14 protein-coding genes are annotated in these 15551 nt (G+C 30.5%); 7 read left to right on the plus strand and 7 right to left on the minus strand.

Translation table 11 applies throughout. The features are described 5' to 3' along the window. Nucleotides 1-43 precede the first annotated feature (43 nt). Genes Q4487_RS01160 through Q4487_RS01175 form a run of 4 tightly spaced genes read left to right on the plus strand, consistent with a single transcriptional unit; the run spans nucleotide 44 to nucleotide 6233 of the window. Nucleotides 44-1132, plus strand: a complete 1089-nt coding sequence (locus Q4487_RS01160) for a DegT/DnrJ/EryC1/StrS aminotransferase family protein (RefSeq protein ID WP_303542515.1) — start codon at nucleotides 44-46, stop codon at nucleotides 1130-1132. Further along, the gene (locus Q4487_RS01165) at nucleotides 1129-3060 is read left to right on the plus strand and encodes a nucleoside-diphosphate sugar epimerase/dehydratase (RefSeq protein ID WP_303542517.1); all 1932 of its coding nucleotides are present in this window, start codon (nucleotides 1129-1131) and stop codon (nucleotides 3058-3060) included. Before Q4487_RS01160 ends, Q4487_RS01165 begins: the two co-directional genes overlap by 4 nt. Nucleotides 3061-3068: 8 nt before the next feature. Further along, nucleotides 3069-3842: a polysaccharide biosynthesis/export family protein gene (locus tag Q4487_RS01170; protein ID WP_303542519.1), complete on the plus strand. Its 774-nt coding sequence runs from the start codon at nucleotides 3069-3071 to the stop codon at nucleotides 3840-3842. 21 nt (nucleotides 3843-3863) lie between these two features. Continuing rightward, the gene (locus Q4487_RS01175; protein WP_303542520.1) at nucleotides 3864-6233 is read left to right on the plus strand and encodes a tyrosine-protein kinase family protein; all 2370 of its coding nucleotides are present in this window, start codon (nucleotides 3864-3866) and stop codon (nucleotides 6231-6233) included. A 51-nt stretch (nucleotides 6234-6284) separates the two neighbouring features. Here Q4487_RS01175 and Q4487_RS01180 read toward each other — a convergent pair whose 3' ends face one another. Both Q4487_RS01180 and Q4487_RS01185 read right to left on the minus strand, forming a co-directional pair. Then, a complete protein-coding gene (locus tag Q4487_RS01180; protein ID WP_303542522.1) occupies nucleotides 6285-7025 on the minus strand; it encodes a tyrosine-protein phosphatase in 741 nt (246 codons plus the stop codon). Between the two features lie 31 nt (nucleotides 7026-7056). Next, nucleotides 7057-7635, minus strand: a complete 579-nt coding sequence (locus tag Q4487_RS01185; protein ID WP_100896230.1) for an alkylphosphonate utilization protein — start codon at nucleotides 7633-7635, stop codon at nucleotides 7057-7059. 173 nt (nucleotides 7636-7808) lie between these two features. On the opposite strand from Q4487_RS01185, the gene Q4487_RS01190 reads away from it, so the two are divergent. Then, nucleotides 7809-8450: a protein-L-isoaspartate(D-aspartate) O-methyltransferase gene (locus Q4487_RS01190; RefSeq protein WP_303542525.1), complete on the plus strand. Its 642-nt coding sequence runs from the start codon at nucleotides 7809-7811 to the stop codon at nucleotides 8448-8450. Here Q4487_RS01190 and smpB read toward each other — a convergent pair. Then, nucleotides 8447-8908, minus strand: coding sequence for an SsrA-binding protein SmpB (gene smpB, locus Q4487_RS01195; protein ID WP_198519469.1), 462 nt, complete (start codon nucleotides 8906-8908; stop codon nucleotides 8447-8449). The two genes, Q4487_RS01190 and smpB, sit on opposite strands and share 4 nt — an antisense overlap. Nucleotides 8909-8993: 85 nt before the next feature. Here smpB and Q4487_RS01200 point away from each other — a divergent pair, with 85 nt between their 5' ends. Next, nucleotides 8994-9731 carry a DUF6503 family protein gene (locus Q4487_RS01200; RefSeq protein WP_303542527.1) on the plus strand — a complete coding sequence of 246 codons (738 nt, stop codon included), beginning with the start codon at nucleotides 8994-8996 and terminating at the stop codon, nucleotides 9729-9731. On the opposite strand, the gene Q4487_RS01205 is transcribed toward Q4487_RS01200, so the two are convergent. The 3 genes from Q4487_RS01205 to clpB form a co-directional block, all read right to left on the minus strand. Then, a complete protein-coding gene (locus Q4487_RS01205; protein ID WP_303542529.1) occupies nucleotides 9718-10263 on the minus strand; it encodes a phosphoglycerate mutase family protein in 546 nt (181 codons plus the stop codon). The genes Q4487_RS01200 and Q4487_RS01205 overlap by 14 nt on opposite strands. A gap of 103 nt (nucleotides 10264-10366) precedes the next feature. Beyond that, nucleotides 10367-10963 carry a TetR/AcrR family transcriptional regulator gene (locus Q4487_RS01210; RefSeq protein ID WP_303542531.1) on the minus strand — a complete coding sequence of 199 codons (597 nt, stop codon included), beginning with the start codon at nucleotides 10961-10963 and terminating at the stop codon, nucleotides 10367-10369. A gap of 101 nt (nucleotides 10964-11064) precedes the next feature. Next, nucleotides 11065-13653: an ATP-dependent chaperone ClpB gene (gene clpB / locus Q4487_RS01215; RefSeq protein WP_303542533.1), complete on the minus strand. Its 2589-nt coding sequence runs from the start codon at nucleotides 13651-13653 to the stop codon at nucleotides 11065-11067. Between the two features lie 167 nt (nucleotides 13654-13820). Between clpB and ytxJ the strand changes: the two genes are divergently transcribed. Next, the gene (gene ytxJ, locus Q4487_RS01220) at nucleotides 13821-14213 is read left to right on the plus strand and encodes a bacillithiol system redox-active protein YtxJ (RefSeq protein WP_100896224.1); all 393 of its coding nucleotides are present in this window, start codon (nucleotides 13821-13823) and stop codon (nucleotides 14211-14213) included. Nucleotides 14214-14267: 54 nt separating this feature from the next. Here ytxJ and Q4487_RS01225 read toward each other — a convergent pair whose 3' ends face one another. Continuing rightward, nucleotides 14268-15452: a hypothetical protein gene (locus Q4487_RS01225; protein ID WP_303542535.1), complete on the minus strand. Its 1185-nt coding sequence runs from the start codon at nucleotides 15450-15452 to the stop codon at nucleotides 14268-14270. Between the last annotated feature and the right edge of the window lie 99 nt (nucleotides 15453-15551).

A 15551-nucleotide genomic window follows, 5' to 3' on the forward strand; every position in this document is an offset into this window, starting at 1 on the left:
TTATATGAGTGTTAACAAAAGAATATGGCTTTCACCACCACATATGAGTGGAGAGGAACAGCGCTATATTAATGAAGCTTTTGATTCTAACTGGATTGCTCCACTGGGACCTAATGTTGTTTCTTTTGAAGAGTCTCTTAGAGGTTATATAAATAATGAGATGGATGTTGCTGTTTTTAGTTCTGGAACCGCATCTATACATTTGTCATTAATGTTATTAGGTGTTGGAAAAGAAGATGAAGTTTTATGTCAAAGTTTTTCATTTTGTGCTTCATCTAATCCAATAATTTATTTGGGAGCGACACCAATTTTTGTTGATAGTGAAAGTGGTACTTGGAATATGTCTCCTTTGTTGTTAGAAAAAGCAATAAAAGATAGGTTAAAGAAAGGGAAAAAGCCTAAGGCTATTATTGCGGTTAATCTTTATGGTATGCCTTATATGATTGATGAAATTAATTGTATTGCGCAAAAATATGGCATACCTGTTGTTGAGGATAGTGCAGAAGCATTGGGAAGTGAGTATAAAAATGAGAAGTGTGGTAGTTTTGGAGATTTAGGTATTCTTTCTTTTAACGGAAATAAAATTATAACGTGTTCTATGGGTGGAGCCATTATATTTAAAAATTCAAAATTGAAGGAGAAGGCTATTTTTTATGCGACTCAAGCCAGAGATTTTGCACCACATTATCAACACTCTGAAATTGGTTATAATTATAGAATGAGTAATATTTTGGCAGGTATTGGAAGAGCTCAAATGAATGTTTTGGAGGATCGTATTAAGGCAAAAAGAGGCATTTATAATACCTATAAGAAAGAATTAGAGAAATATAGTAACATTTCTTTTTTAGAAGAGCCAAAAGGCTTTTACTCTAATAGATGGTTAACTTGTATTTTAACTGACTCTTATGAAACTAGAGAATCAATAAGATTAGCTTTAGAGCTTGATAATATTGAATCAAGACCATTATGGAAACCGCTTCATAAACAACCTGTTTTTGAAAGTTATCCAAGTTATGTTGATGGTACTTCTGAAGATTTATTTGATAGAGGTTTATGCTTACCAAGCGGATCAAATTTATCAAAAGAAGATCAGCAAAGAATAATAGATAAAATAAAATCAGTATTAAAATGATTAAAAATTACTTAAACAACAATGTAACAAGATACGCCTCTAAATGGTTGGTCTTAGCTATAGATGTTGTAGTTATGATAGTAGCTTTTATACTTTCTTATTTAATTAGATATAATTTAACCTTAGAATTTGATGTAGCGCAATTACCATATCAAATTCCAATTGTAGCAGTAGTTGCTGCCATTGCTTTTTTAATTACAGGGTCTTACAAAGGAGTAGTAAGGCATACAGGAGTAAAAGATGTGTATAATATTTTTAATGCTATTTGTTTGTCTAGTATTTTAATGATTTTATTAGTATTAGCTAATAAGAAAATGGATTTATTCAATTGGATAACAATTCCATTGCAAATAATTATTGTACATAGTTTAATTGCTTTCTTAGCATTATCAGCTTCCAGATATTTATTTAAATCTCTATATAATAACATCATAAATAAAAATTTACATAATACTAAAAGAGTTTTGATATATGGGGCTGGAGAGTCAGGTATTATTACGCATAGTGCCATAACAAACCATTCTAAGTCAAACGTTAAGGTTGTTGGTTATATAGATAATAATAGTAAAAAAGTTGGGAAAAGTATTAATGGAGTTAATGTTTATGCTAAAAATGATTTAAATGAACAGTTTTTAGTTAATAATAGTATTTCTGAAGTAATATTCTCAATTCAAAATATAAATCCAACTGCCCTTAGAGAGTTGGTTGAGAGTATGGTAGATTATCCTGTTGAAGTGAAAATTGTTCCACCAGTAGAAGATTGGATTAATGGTGAGCTTAAATTTTCTCAGATTAAGCAAGTGCAGATTGAAGATTTATTGGATAGGGCACCAATAACTATTGAAAACTCTAAAATCTCTGATGAGTTAAAAGATAAAGTTGTTGTTGTTACTGGTGGAGCAGGATCTATTGGTAGTGAGCTTGTAAGGCAAATTTGCAAGTATAATTACAAATCTTTAATTGTAATAGATCAGGCAGAATCTGCCCTTTATGATCTACAGCAAGAGTTAAAGCAAAATGGATATCATAACTTTTTTCCTATAGTTGGAGATATTAGAGATAAAAATAGATTAAACTATATTTTTAATGAGCATAAACCTAATATTGTTTTTCATGCTGCAGCATACAAACATGTGCCTTTGATGGAGTATAATTCTTATGAAGCTATAAAAATTAATGTAGCTGGCACTAAAGTATTGGCAGATTTATCTATGCAACATAATGTAGATAAGTTTGTTTTTGTATCTACAGATAAAGCAGTAAACCCAACAAATGTGATGGGAGGCACTAAGCGTATTGCAGAAATGTATATTAGCTGTATGCAACAAGAAAATAAAACAAAGTTTATTACTACTCGTTTTGGAAATGTGCTTGGCTCTAATGGTTCTGTAATTCCATTGTTTAAAAAACAAATAGATAAAGGAGGTCCTTTGACAGTGACTCATAAAGATGTGACTCGTTTTTTTATGACTATTCCTGAAGCATCTCAATTGGTTTTAGAAGCTGGAGCAATGGGAGAAGGAGGAGAGATTTTTATATTTGATATGGGTAAATCTGTTAAAATATTTGATCTAGCTAAAAATATGATTAAACTTTGTGGTTTAAAGTATCCAGAAGAAATGGATATAAAGATAACCGGACTTAGGCCAGGTGAAAAGTTATATGAAGAACTATTAGCAAACGGAGAAAATACAATGCCAACTTATCATAAAAAAATAATGATTAGTAAGGTTAGAGAATTAGATTATGTGAAAATACGCTCTTTAATAGATGAGCTTTGTGTAAACAATATGTTTTTTAAATCTAACACCGTAAGTCTAATGAAAGATATTGTGCCTGAATTTATTTCTAGCAATTCAGACCTTTGTAAGGTAGATATTGAAAAAGAAAAAAACACTAATAAAGAAATACTAACAAACATTAACTAAACTGAATTATGAAAATTTTTAAATTTATTTCTAAAAAAATAATACCGTTATTTATAGTTGTAATGACCATTTCATGTGCATCAAAAAAGGACGTGGTTTATTTTCAAGATGCTTCCAATTACGAAACTATAGTGAATGAGGATGTTTTTGTTACTAAATTTAAAGTAGATGATTTACTAAGTATTTTTGTATCAGGAATAACTCCAGAAGCAGGAAGACCTTTTAATTTATACAGAGGAGCACAAGAAGGTGGTATTACTCCACAACAAGTTGATTATTTGGTAGATTTGGAAGGTATGATTGATTTTCCTATTCTAGGAAGAATAAAAGTTGCAGGTTTATCTCCAAATGAATTACGAAATCAATTAAGCGAAAAATTAGCATCATATATTAAGGATCCAATTATAAATATACGCTTAAAGAATTTTGAAGTTACAATAAGCGGAGAGGTTAATAGGCCTGGTACATACGCTGTTAATGGTGAGCGTATTAGTATTATGGAGGCATTGGGTTTGGCTGGTGACTTAAGAATAAAAGGACGTAGAGATAATATTTTGGTAATGCGAGATTTTAATGGAGTTCGTAATTACATTAGAATAGATTTAACCTCTAAGGATGCTGTTAACTCTCCTGCATTTTATTTAACTCAGAATGATGTTGTTTACGTTGAGCCTAATAAGTCTGCAATTAATGCATCTAACCAAGATAGTAGAGCAGGTATTATTGTATCGGTAGCATCTGTATTGATAACTTCTACTGTTTTATTAATAACACGTAATTAAATTATTTTATAGATTTACTTAATGAGTTCAAATAATAAAAATTTTCCAAAAGAGTCTTTTGATTTAAAGTCTATAATTTCAACTTATACTAGACATTGGAAGTGGTTTGCTGTATGCTTACTTATTGCTTTTACTATAGCTTTTTTAAAGCTTAGATATTCTGTGCCATTATATAATTCTACAGCTAGAATTCAAATTATAGAAGATAAAACATCAACTTCTGAGTTAAGTGCTTTTCAAGATTTAGAAGTTTTATCTGGTAGTAAAAATAAAGTGGAAGATGAAATAGAAACAATAGTTTCTAGGTCTAATTTTATACAAGTTGTAAAGACATTAAATCTTAATTTTAAAATAGAGACAATTGGTAAAGTCATTAATTCTGAGGTATATAATGAGGCATATCCTTTTATATTAGATTTTAAGGATAAGGACTCTGTTTTATTTAGACAGAAAGGGAGTTTCTATATAAATATAGTTTCTAAGGATAAAATAGGTTTCAGTGATACAGAGGATGAACCTGCAAAAAATCAAGATTTTGGAGGTGAGTTAAAGACAGAAATAGGCAATGTAATCATAAAACCTAAAAGTGATATTATTGAAAAGTATATTGGTTTTAAATATAAAATTTCTTTGACTCCTATAGATGAAGCTGCAGAATATTTTAAAGGTAAAGTGTTAATAGGTCAAATTAAAGAAAAATCGAATATTGTTAATTTAAGTATAGATAGCCCTAATAAGGAAAAGGGTAGGGATATCTTAAATACGCTTATAATGATTTATAATCAGAATGCTATATCTAACCAAAAAATACTAGCAGATAGAACTTCTGAATTTATCAACAATAGAATATCAAAAATATATTCTAGCCTTACAGAGATAGATTCTACTGCAGAAAATTTTATGGAGGGTAGAGGAATTACAGATATTGCTTCCCAGTCTAACTTAAATATGAATATTAGTGCGCAAAGTGAGCAAGAATTACAGGCTACAACCGTGCAATTAGATATTGCTAAGTCAATGGTAAACTCTATATCTAATGAATCTGGTTATGGACTAATAGTGTCAAACTTGGATAATGGTGCCGTGCAAGGTACAGTTAGCAGTTACAATCAATTAGCAATGCAACGTAAAAGATTGTTGGAGAGTACTGGTGAATCACACCCAGATGTTATTCAGCTTACACAGCAGATGAATAGTATGAAAAGTAATATTGTATCTAACTTAAAAAGTGTAGCAAGTAATTATAGTGTAAGAGCTAATAATTTAAGTAAGCAGTTAGCAAAATCTAATTCTAAATTGTACTCTGCAGCTGGTAATTCTAGAGGTTTAAATGAGATATCTAGAGATCAAGATAATATGGCTGCTTTATATCAATATTTAATTAGAAAAAGAGAGGAAGCTCAAATTACTGCAGCTTCCACTAGTCCTAAATGTGATGTTATAGATGCCGCTTACAATTCTAGTAAAGATCCTGTGTCACCCAAAAAAGGTATTGTTTATTTGGCATCTCTAATTTTGGGGTTATTGTTTCCTTTTTCTATAATATACATTAAGGAATTGTTAGATAATAAAATTCATAATAAACTGGACTTGGAAAAGTTAGTTGGTTCAATTCCTGTTTTAGCAGAGATACCAAGTTTGGGTAAAAATCCAGGGTTAGTTAAAAAGAATGATAGATCTGTACAAGCTGAGTCTTTTAGAATTTTACGTACTAATATAGATTATCTAATACAGTCTAAAAACAATAGTAAAAAGAATAATATTGTATACGTTACCTCTAGTGTTTCTGGAGAGGGTAAAACTTTCTTAGCTTCTAATCTAGCACTTATTTTTGCTAATACAGAAAAGAAGGTTCTATTGATAGGTGCTGATATAAGAAACCCTAAACTGTATACTTTTTTTGATGCTTCAGAGGAAAAAGGAAATAAACGATCTAAGAACGTTGGTTTAACAGAGTATTTGACATCAGATATAAACGTAAAAGATATTATTAAGTCTACTGTGCATGGTGAAACAGAGTTAGATATTATCTATTCAGGTAAAATTCCGCCAAACCCAGCAGAATTATTAATGAGTGATAAAATGAAAACTTTATTAGATGAAGTATCAGAGCAATATGATTATGTTATTGTAGATACAGCTCCTATGGTTGTAGTTACAGACACCTTATTAATTAGCAAGTATGCAGATCAGTTACTATATGTTACTAGAGCTGGTTCTACAGAAAATAAAGTAATTCAGCACCCAATTCATTTAAAAGAAGAGGGTAAAATTAATAACCTGAGTTTTATTGTTAATGATGTTCCTGAATCTGATTTAGGCTACGGAGGTAAATATGGCTATGGTTATGGAATTAATAAAAAAAGATGGTGGCATATATTTAAAAAATAAGTGCACATTAATTAACATAAAAAAAGTCCCAGTTTTAACTGGGACTTTTTTTTAACCAAAATTGTAGTTGGTATTTTCTATAATAGGTTTTAACAACTCTATTGTTTTAAGCGGAAGTTTAATCTCCTTTAGGACTTTTAATTGTCTAATATTATGTATGTCTGACCCAATAAAGTTATACATTTTGCTATCTAATAACTTTAAAGCTGTTTTGTGTACATCTGGACCATAATAATTACACAAAGACAATAGATTTAATTGAAAAAACGTACCAAGCTCCTTATAATAATTGTAATCTTTAAATCTGTTATGTGCAAATGCATAGCGTTCTGGATGGGCTAAGATAGGAGACAACGGTATTTTATTTAATTTTTGTACAGCTTCTTTAAAGTTTATTGATTCTTGTAAAAAAGACATTTCAATTAGTATAAAATCTTTCTTTAGAGGCATATATTCTTTAGTTGCTATAAGCTCTTCAAAATAAGGATCTACCATATGTTCTGCGGCTGCATCTATAGTAAAACCTGTTTTATTTTTATTTTTTAATTCATTCTTTAATACAGCTAAAGAAGAAGTTATAGTATGCGGATTATTAGGGTAGTACCCACTCATTATATGAGGTGAGCATATAAAGTTGGTTACTCCAAAGTCACTAAAGCCATCTAATATTTCTAAAGATTCATCTGGTGTTTTTGCACCATCATCTATACCTGGTAAAATATGGTTGTGTATGTCTGTGTAGCCTTCTAAATAATCGACTAAAAAATATTTTTTACTAAAAAAATGAAACATTATTTGCTTGTACTTTAGTATTTGTTAGTACTTATATTTTTTTTACGTACTTAGTAATAATCACAATTTGTTGCCCGTCTACTTTACCTTCTATGTACTCTGCATTTTCATGATCTAAAGATACTCTACGTACGGCAGTACCTCTTTTAGCAACCATACTAGAGCCTTTTACAGGTAAATCTTTAATAAGCACTACGCTATCACCTGCATTAATAATAACACCATTACTATCTCTGTGTATTATTTTGTCTTCAGGATCTTCACCTTCACCTGTAGCTTTTGCCCATTCTAAATTATCATCATCTAAATACATCATATCTAAAAGATCTTGTGGCCAACCTTCTTTACGTAATCTGTTTAGCATACGCCAAGCAATAATCTGTACAGGTATTTGTTCACTCCACATACTATCATTTAAACATCTCCAGTGGTTAGGGTCTGTTTGCTCTGGATCTTCAATTTGTGTGATACACGTGTTGCACGCAAATATTGTATCTTGTAAATCTCCATTTTTTGTAGGTGAAACTTGGTAAGCTTTTAAGTTTTCTTCATTGGAGCAAAGTTCGCATTTGTTTTGGCTTCTTTTACTTAATTCTCTTTCAATGCTCATTAGGTATTTTTTTATTAATTATTGCCAAAAATACATATAATCTTTCTACTAGGCTTGCTATGTTGATTACTTTAATTAAACCTAATTTTAATTTTATATCTACAGTTGGTTTTTACCGTAAAATCTTCTTTTTATTCTTAAATTTGTAGCTCAAACTAAACCAATATTCTCTTTTGAAAGACACCTTAAAACATCGTGGTAAACGTAATCTTTTGGCTAACACTTTAGTAGCAAAAGGTATTACAGATACAAAGGTTATTGAAGCTGTAAAAAAGGTTCCTAGACACTTGTTTTTAGATAGTAGTTTTGAGGATCATGCTTACCAAGACAAAGCATTTCCTATAGGTGCAGAGCAAACTATTTCTCAGCCCTACACAGTTGCTTTTCAATCACAATTATTAGAGGTAAAGCCTAATGATGTTATTTTAGAAATAGGAACAGGAAGTGGATACCAAACTGCTGTTTTATTACAGTTAGGTGCTCGTGTATTTACTATAGAAAGGCAATCTCAATTATTTAAAAAAAATAAGTTGTTTTTTCCTAAAATGGGAATTAGGCCTAAAAAGGCAATTTTAGGAGATGGTTATAAAGGTTACCCAGAAGAAGCTCCTTTTGATGGTATTATTGTTACTGCTGGCGCGCCAATAGTTCCTAAGCCATTACTAGCGCAATTGAAAATAGGAGGTAGGTTGGTGATACCTGTAGGGGTAGAAGACCAAATAATGACTTTATTTGTACGTAAATCCGATTTAGAATTTGAGAAACAAGAATTTGGTTCTTTTAAATTTGTACCACTGTTAGAGAATAAAAACTAATTATTAAAGCTCTTTTTTATACGGTCTAAGTCTCGTTTATTGTCTCTATCTTTTATAGAGTCTCTTTTATCATGCAGTTTTTTACCTTTGGCTAATGCAATGTTAATTTTAGCCAAACCTCTGTCATTTAAAAATAAATTTAACGGTACTATAGTTAATCCAGTATTTTTAACTTCTTTTTCAAGTTTTTTAAGCTCTCCTTTATTTAGTAATAATTTTCTAGATGCTTTTGGTTGGTGATTGTAGTGAGATCCGTGAGAGTACTCATCAACCTGCATATTAATTATAAAAAGTTCTCCTCTGTCATTAAATTCACAAAAGCTTTCTGTAATAGCTGCTTTACCTTCTCTTATAGATTTTATTTCTGTACCAGACAAAACTAAGCCCGCTGTATAAGTATCTAATAGCTCATACTCAAACCTAGCTCTTTTATTTTTAATATTGATTTTTTTCTGCATCATAGACTGCAAAAATAGAATATTTTAAACCAACTTTGTAAAGATTTTAAAAGCATTACAACTAATGCACTAAAGATTTTATTTTATGATTAAAAAAAGTATGTTTTTCTTATTGCTGATTGTAATTTCGGCTTGTAAGAATGAAAAGAAACAAGAAGTAACAGCGCAGTCTGTTGTTGACAATGCAATTAAAACTACAGGCGACAGTTTGTATAAAACTAAAAATATATCTTTTGATTTTAGAAACAAAAAGTATGTTTTATTGCAAGACAACGGTAGTAGAATAATGAAGCGTATTTTTAAACAAGATTCTTCTACTATTACAGATATTAAATCAGCTAAGTTTACACGTTTAGTAAATGATAGTTTGGTTAGCGTGCCAGATTCTATGGCTGTTAAGTTTGATAATGCTATTAACTCTGTTTTTTACTTTGCTCTTTTGCCTTATGGTTTAAATGATGCAGCTGTTAAAAAAGAATTTTTAGGAGAAGTTACTATTAAAGAAAAACAATACTATAAGGTAAAAATAACTTTTAGTGAGGAAAACGGAGGGGATGATTTTGAGGATACTTACTTGTATTGGTTTAATAAAGAAACTACTAAACCAGACTATTTAGCGTACAAGTTTTTTGTTAATGATGGAGGTATGCGTTTTAGAGTTGCTTATAACGAACGTTATGTAAACGGAATTAGATTTGTAGATTATGAAAATTACAAACCTAAAACCGAGTCTATGAATATTTTAGAGATTGATAAAATGTTCCAAAACAATGAATTGGAATTATTATCTAAAATTGAACTAGATAATATTATTGTCTACTAATATCTAAGTTAAGTTTTACAGCAGTGGCTTGTGTACCAATTATTGTTACTATAAATAAGCCGCTGTTGTCATAATCATCTATTTGTTCAAATTTTTCTTCACCAATAATTGCATTTACAAACTTAGGTACAGTGTTACTGTGGCCAACTACTAAAACTTTTTTACCGTAATTATCGGTTACAAATTGCTGTGGTTCTATGGTTGAAGGATCATAACTTGTAACAGAAATATTTTTTTGTACAGATGTAGGTGCCGCTGTCATTTGTGTTCTTTGGTAGTCCGTAGAATAAATGGCATCTAGAGCAATTGGCTCAAAAACCTTAGCCCAAAAAATAGACCTTCCTAAGCCTTCTTGGGCTAGTTCTGGATCTTGGTTTTCTTGGTCCGACCTATCTTTTTCTGCGTGTCTTATAAAATAGAAGGTAGAAACTGTATTATTAACTTCATCATTAGAAGCGCCATTTTTATCATTTTTACAAGCAAGTATTACTGAAAAAAGTAATATTAAAAGTGTAGGTTTTAAAAATTTCATTTATGTAATATTTTTTTTGATGTTGTTGTATATACAATAACTAAATTTTAGCCAAAAAAGTATATAATTTATGCTGCCTTTTATTATCAAGAAAAAAGAAAACTTATAACTTAACTTCCTTTTCTATTAAGTGATTAATGTAGTTAACTGTATTTAAAAGATACTTGCGATCTTGTGTAATGGTAGCCATTGCAACAGAGCCTTGCAGCATTGTATATAATTGTTTTGCAAACTGTAAAGGAGTAACAGGTAACTTTAATTCGTTGTTATTTACACCATTTTCTAATACAGCAGCAATTTTACCTTCTATAGTGCGTACAATTTCTTTGGCTGCACTGGATAGTATTTTATTATTATACTCAGCATCTACACCAACATTTATTATGGGGCATCCTCCCATATCTAAAGTAAATACAGCATACTGCCTGTAAAAACTAGTTAAGTTGTATATTTTATCTAAAGAAGTGCCGTCTATATTTAAGCGTTCGTCTATTTTTGTTAAAAGTTTATTGGTGTTGTACTCAAAACAAGCTAGAGCAATTTCTTCTTTATTTTTAAAATTACCATATAAAGCCCCTTTTGTGAGGTTGGTTGCTTTGGTAATATCACTCATACTTGTACCAACATAGCCTTGTTTGCTAAATATTGGCGCAGAAGTTTTAATGATAAATTCTTTGGTTTTTTCTGCCTTGGTGGACATATGCTCTTTGTTGTTTCTACGAATATATAAAATCTATAAAATAGAACCATAAAAAAAGCCCCCTTAAAGGAAGCTTTTTTTACTATTCTTGTTAAATTATATTAATTATTGTTTCTAAACACCAATTTATCATCAAAACTATCTATTAAAACAATACTGTCTGTAGTTACTTTCCCAGATAATATTTCTTTAGATAAATTGTTTAATACTTCTTTTTGTATAATTCGCTTAACTGGTCTTGCTCCATACTGTGGATCATATCCTTTTTTAGCTAAAAATGCAATAGCTTCATCTGTAGCGTCAATAGTTATGTTTTGTTCTGCTACTAGTTTTTTAAGAGCATTTAATTGCAAACGTACAATTTGAGTTATATTGTCTTTAGATAATGGTGTAAACATTACAATATCATCTATCCTATTTAAAAACTCTGGTCTAATGTTTGCTTTTAACAAACCTAATACGTCTGTTTTAGCAGCTTCTGTTGCTTTTACAGCATCTTTGTGCGTATCAAAACTTTCTTGTATTATAGAGCTACCCATATTACTTGTCATTATAATAATGGTATTTTTAAAATCTGCAACACGACCTTTGTTGTCTGTTAATCTACCTTCATCTAACACTTGTAATAAAATATTAAAAGTATCTGGGTGTGCTTTTTCAATTTCATCTAACAAAATTACCGAATAAGGTCTGCGTCTTACAGCCTCAGTTAACTGTCCGCCTTCATCATAACCAACATAACCTGGAGGTGCACCAACTAATCTACTTACAGAATGTCTTTCTTGGTACTCACTCATATCTATTCTGGTTAATGCATTTTCGTCATCAAACAAATAAGAGGCAAGAGTTTTAGCAAGTTCTGTTTTACCAACACCTGTTGTACCTAAAAATAAGAAAGAGCCAATTGGGCGTTTTGCATCTTGCAAACCAGACCTACTTCTTCTAATGGCGTCAGATACTGCCTCTATAGCTTCTTCTTGTCCAACTACACGTTTGTGTAAAACAGACTCAAGGTCTAGTAACTTTTCTCTTTCGCTTTGTAGCATTTTAGTTACCGGAATACCTGTCCATTTTGCAACTACATCTGCAATATCCTCATATGTAACCTCTTCTTGTATTAAAGTACCGTTACTTTGTTGTTCTGCTAAGGTGTTTTGTAATTTATCTAAAGCTTCTTGCGACTCTTTAATTTTACCATAACGTATTTCGGCTACTTTACCATAATCTCCATTACGTTCTGCACGTTCTGCTTCTAACTTATAGTTTTCTATATCTTGTTTAACTTGCTGTATGTTGTCTACAACAGTTTTTTCGCTATCCCACTTTGCAAAAATTTCATTACGTTCTTCTTTAATATTTGCAAGGTCTACGTTAAGTATTTTTAGTTTGTCTTTATCGTCTTCTCTTTTAATGGCTTCAATCTCAATTTCTAATTGCATTATTTTACGATCAAGAACATCTAATTCTTCTGGCTTAGAATTAATTTCCATTCGCAATTTAGCAGCAGCTTCATCCATTAAATCTATTGCTTTATCTGGTAAAAAACGATTGGTAATGTAACGTTGAGATAGTTCTACGGCTCCAATAACAGCTTCATCTTTAATACGTACTTTATGGTGAGCCTCATATTTTTCTTTAATACCACGTAAAATAGAGATAGAGCTTTCTGTGCTTGGCTCGTCTACTATTACTTTTTGAAACCTACGTTCTAGTGCTTTATCTTTTTCAAAATACTTTTGATATTCATCTAAAGTAGTGGCGCCAATAGCACGTAATTCTCCACGAGCTAATGCAGGTTTAAGTATGTTAGCCGCATCCATAGCACCGTCTCCGCCACCAGCACCTACTAATGTGTGTATTTCATCAATAAACAGCACAATTTGTCCGTCTGCACTTGTAACTTCTTTAATTACAGATTTCAAGCGTTCTTCAAACTCACCCTTGTATTTTGCACCAGCAATTAGGGCTCCCATATCTAAAGAATAAATTATTTTGTCTTTTAAATTATCAGGAATATCACCTTGTATAATACGGTGTGCAATACCTTCTGCAATGGCTGTTTTACCAACGCCTGGTTCACCAACTAGCATAGGGTTATTTTTTGTTCTACGAGATAAAATTTGTAGTACGCGTCTAATTTCTTCATCACGACCAATTACAGGGTCTAATTTGCCCTCATCTGCTAGTCTGTTTAGGTTTTTAGCGTATTTCTCTAAAGAATTGTAGTTTTCTTCTGCACTTTGAGATGTTACATTGTTTCCGTTTCTTAATTCTGTTATTGCAGCATTTAAATCTTTTTCTGTTACTCCTTGGTCTTTTAAGATTTGAGATATTTTACTTTTAGATTTAAAAATGGCTAAGAGTAGGTGTTCTGTAGATACATACTCATCATTCATTTTTTTAGCAACAATAATTGCTTCGTTAATTGTTTTACCAGCTTCACGAGACATCATAATATCTGCGCCAGTTACTTTAGGTAAACTTTGTAGTTCTTTGTCTACAATCTGTGTTAATAGTGCAACATTTACATTTAATTTTTTTAAGATGAAAGGCATTACGTTTTCATCAACTTTAATTAAAGCTTTAAATAAATGTTCGTTTTCTATTTGCTGATTCCCAAGTTCCTGTGCTAGCAATTGCGCTTGCTGCAAAGACTCTTGAGATTTTATTGTAAAATTATTAATGTTCATATATGTTGTATTTTTTATAGTATTAGTATTTTTACAAGATTAAAGTCAATTATCTTACCAAAGCGATAAGACGGACAAAATGGCTGTTATTACTTGTTTTTGCAAGACAAATAGTCAGTTGTAAGGTTGTAGCTTTGCATCGACTTAACTATAAAATTAAGAATAAAATGGGATTATTTAAAGGTATATTTGGAAGTAAGGATGAAAATAAAAAAGAGGAAAAACAATTGCCTTGGATACCCTTAACTACAGTTGCACAATTGCAAGAGATTGAAGAAAAATCTAAAACCAAAACTCAAATTATTTTTAAACACTCTACTACTTGTGGTATTAGCCGTATGGTAATTAAAATGTTTAGAGATACGTATAATTTTACAGAGGAGCAGGCAGATTTGTATTATTTAGACTTGTTGCAATACAGAGAGGTGTCTAATGAAACAGGTTATAAGTTTCAAGTTATTCACCAATCACCACAATTATTAGTTATAAAAAATGGTGTTGCAGTTGCTAATGCATCTCACGGTAGTATTTCTGAACTAGATTTTGAAAAGTATATTTAAAAAGAAAGCCCTTGCAATTGCAAGGGCTTTTTTGTTGTTTGTAAATTTTAAATGTTAGAATTTATGTCTAGTTATAATGTTTTTTAAATTAGCTTTTAAACTTTCTCCGGCATCATAAACCATTTGTTCATTGCTTGGAAATTGTACAGATTTTAAACTTAACATAGAAATTAAATCACTTGTTAAAGCTCTTTTATCACCTCTATAATTAGCGTAATTGTGTTCAAAAATAAACTCACTAGCTAATGGGTAAGTATTTACTTGTTGTTTTGTGTTTAAGTCTGTAAAGCTAACCACACCGGTTACTTGAGCAGATTTAGATTGTGTAAATTGATAAAAGTTACATCTAACAGTTTTAAATTTATCTGTTTTTACTTTGTTGCCATCTTCATCTAAAACAACTTGTCCATCTTCATCTAATACATACTTATAACCATCTTTTATTTGTGATTCTTTTACTAGCACTTTTTCTCTAATTTGTTCTGGTGAAATATTAATTTCTCTAAAATCAACTTTCATCTCATAATCATACACTACATTGTTTATAGGTTGTGTATGGTATGCCGTCCATAGATCATTTAAACCATAAGTATTAAAGTTTAATAGGTCGTCCTCTAAACGTACAGGTATAATTTTATCTGTACTATTTACAAGTTTAACTTTAATATAGTCTATGCCTTTATTGTGAGCCTCTTCAATCTTTAACCTAGTGTCAGCATAGTTAGGACTTAATTCATTTAAATAATTAAAATCATCATAAGCTCTTCTGTAATCATCTTTGTTTACGGCATTTGCAAGTAAGTTACTAGCATTATTGTACAAATACTCCGCTAGTTGCTTTTTAGATGATAAAATTTTATCATCATAATTAGTTATGGTAAAATTAGCATTTCTATTCTCTTCTATAATTCTTAAAGGTAATAGTGGCTTAATTTGCTCTTGAATATTTTTAAGACGATTGTAAGCATTAAAAATATGCTCGTAATTAGAAGCATTACCATCTTTTTTATAAAACTCAATTTGATTTAATTCTCTATCTGTATTTTTTTTAAAAGCATCTTCTAATAAGCTTATATATGGCTGATTGCTTTTTTTAGTTTTGTTGGCTGCTAAGTTCTTAACAGATGTTTGTATTACAGATAAGTAATTACCTGTATTAATAGCTTCTTGTGTTTTTTTAACTCCGCTACAAGAGGCTAAAAAAATAGATACTGCGGTTAATAGTAGAATTTTTTTCATAACATTTGGTTTAATATTGTAGGTACATTTTCAATAGTCGTGCCAATATACAAAAGAGCAAACGCTGTATGCTGCTTAATAGTATATTTTACAAGGGGT

Origin of the sequence: Cellulophaga sp. 3_MG-2023, from assembly GCF_030546975.1 — a bacterium.
Taxonomy (GTDB): Bacteria; Bacteroidota; Bacteroidia; order Flavobacteriales; family Flavobacteriaceae; genus Cellulophaga.

Bases quoted from the DNA above. Each gene is read 5' to 3' on its own strand.
- Q4487_RS01210 (WP_303542531.1), bottom strand. From the start codon at position 10,963: ATGTCCACCAAGGCAGAAAAAACCAAAGAATTTATCATTAAAACTTCT.
- Q4487_RS01170 (WP_303542519.1), top strand. From the start codon at position 3,069: ATGAAAATTTTTAAATTTATTTCTAAAAAAATAATACCGTTATTTATA.
- Q4487_RS01160 (WP_303542515.1), top strand. From the start codon at position 44: ATGAGTGGAGAGGAACAGCGCTATATTAATGAAGCTTTTGATTCTAAC.
- Q4487_RS01175 (WP_303542520.1), top strand. From the start codon at position 3,864: ATGAGTTCAAATAATAAAAATTTTCCAAAAGAGTCTTTTGATTTAAAG.
- clpB (WP_303542533.1), bottom strand. From the start codon at position 13,653: ATGAACATTAATAATTTTACAATAAAATCTCAAGAGTCTTTGCAGCAA.
- Q4487_RS01185 (WP_100896230.1), bottom strand. From the start codon at position 7,635: ATGAGCATTGAAAGAGAATTAAGTAAAAGAAGCCAAAACAAATGCGAA.
- Q4487_RS01180 (WP_303542522.1), bottom strand. From the start codon at position 7,025: ATGTTTCATTTTTTTAGTAAAAAATATTTTTTAGTCGATTATTTAGAA.
- smpB (WP_198519469.1), bottom strand. From the start codon at position 8,908: ATGCAGAAAAAAATCAATATTAAAAATAAAAGAGCTAGGTTTGAGTAT.
- Q4487_RS01205 (WP_303542529.1), bottom strand. From the start codon at position 10,263: ATGAAATTTTTAAAACCTACACTTTTAATATTACTTTTTTCAGTAATA.
- Q4487_RS01225 (WP_303542535.1), bottom strand. From the start codon at position 15,452: ATGAAAAAAATTCTACTATTAACCGCAGTATCTATTTTTTTAGCCTCT.
- Q4487_RS01200 (WP_303542527.1), top strand. From the start codon at position 8,994: ATGATTAAAAAAAGTATGTTTTTCTTATTGCTGATTGTAATTTCGGCT.
- ytxJ (WP_100896224.1), top strand. From the start codon at position 13,821: ATGGGATTATTTAAAGGTATATTTGGAAGTAAGGATGAAAATAAAAAA.
- Q4487_RS01165 (WP_303542517.1), top strand. From the start codon at position 1,129: ATGATTAAAAATTACTTAAACAACAATGTAACAAGATACGCCTCTAAA.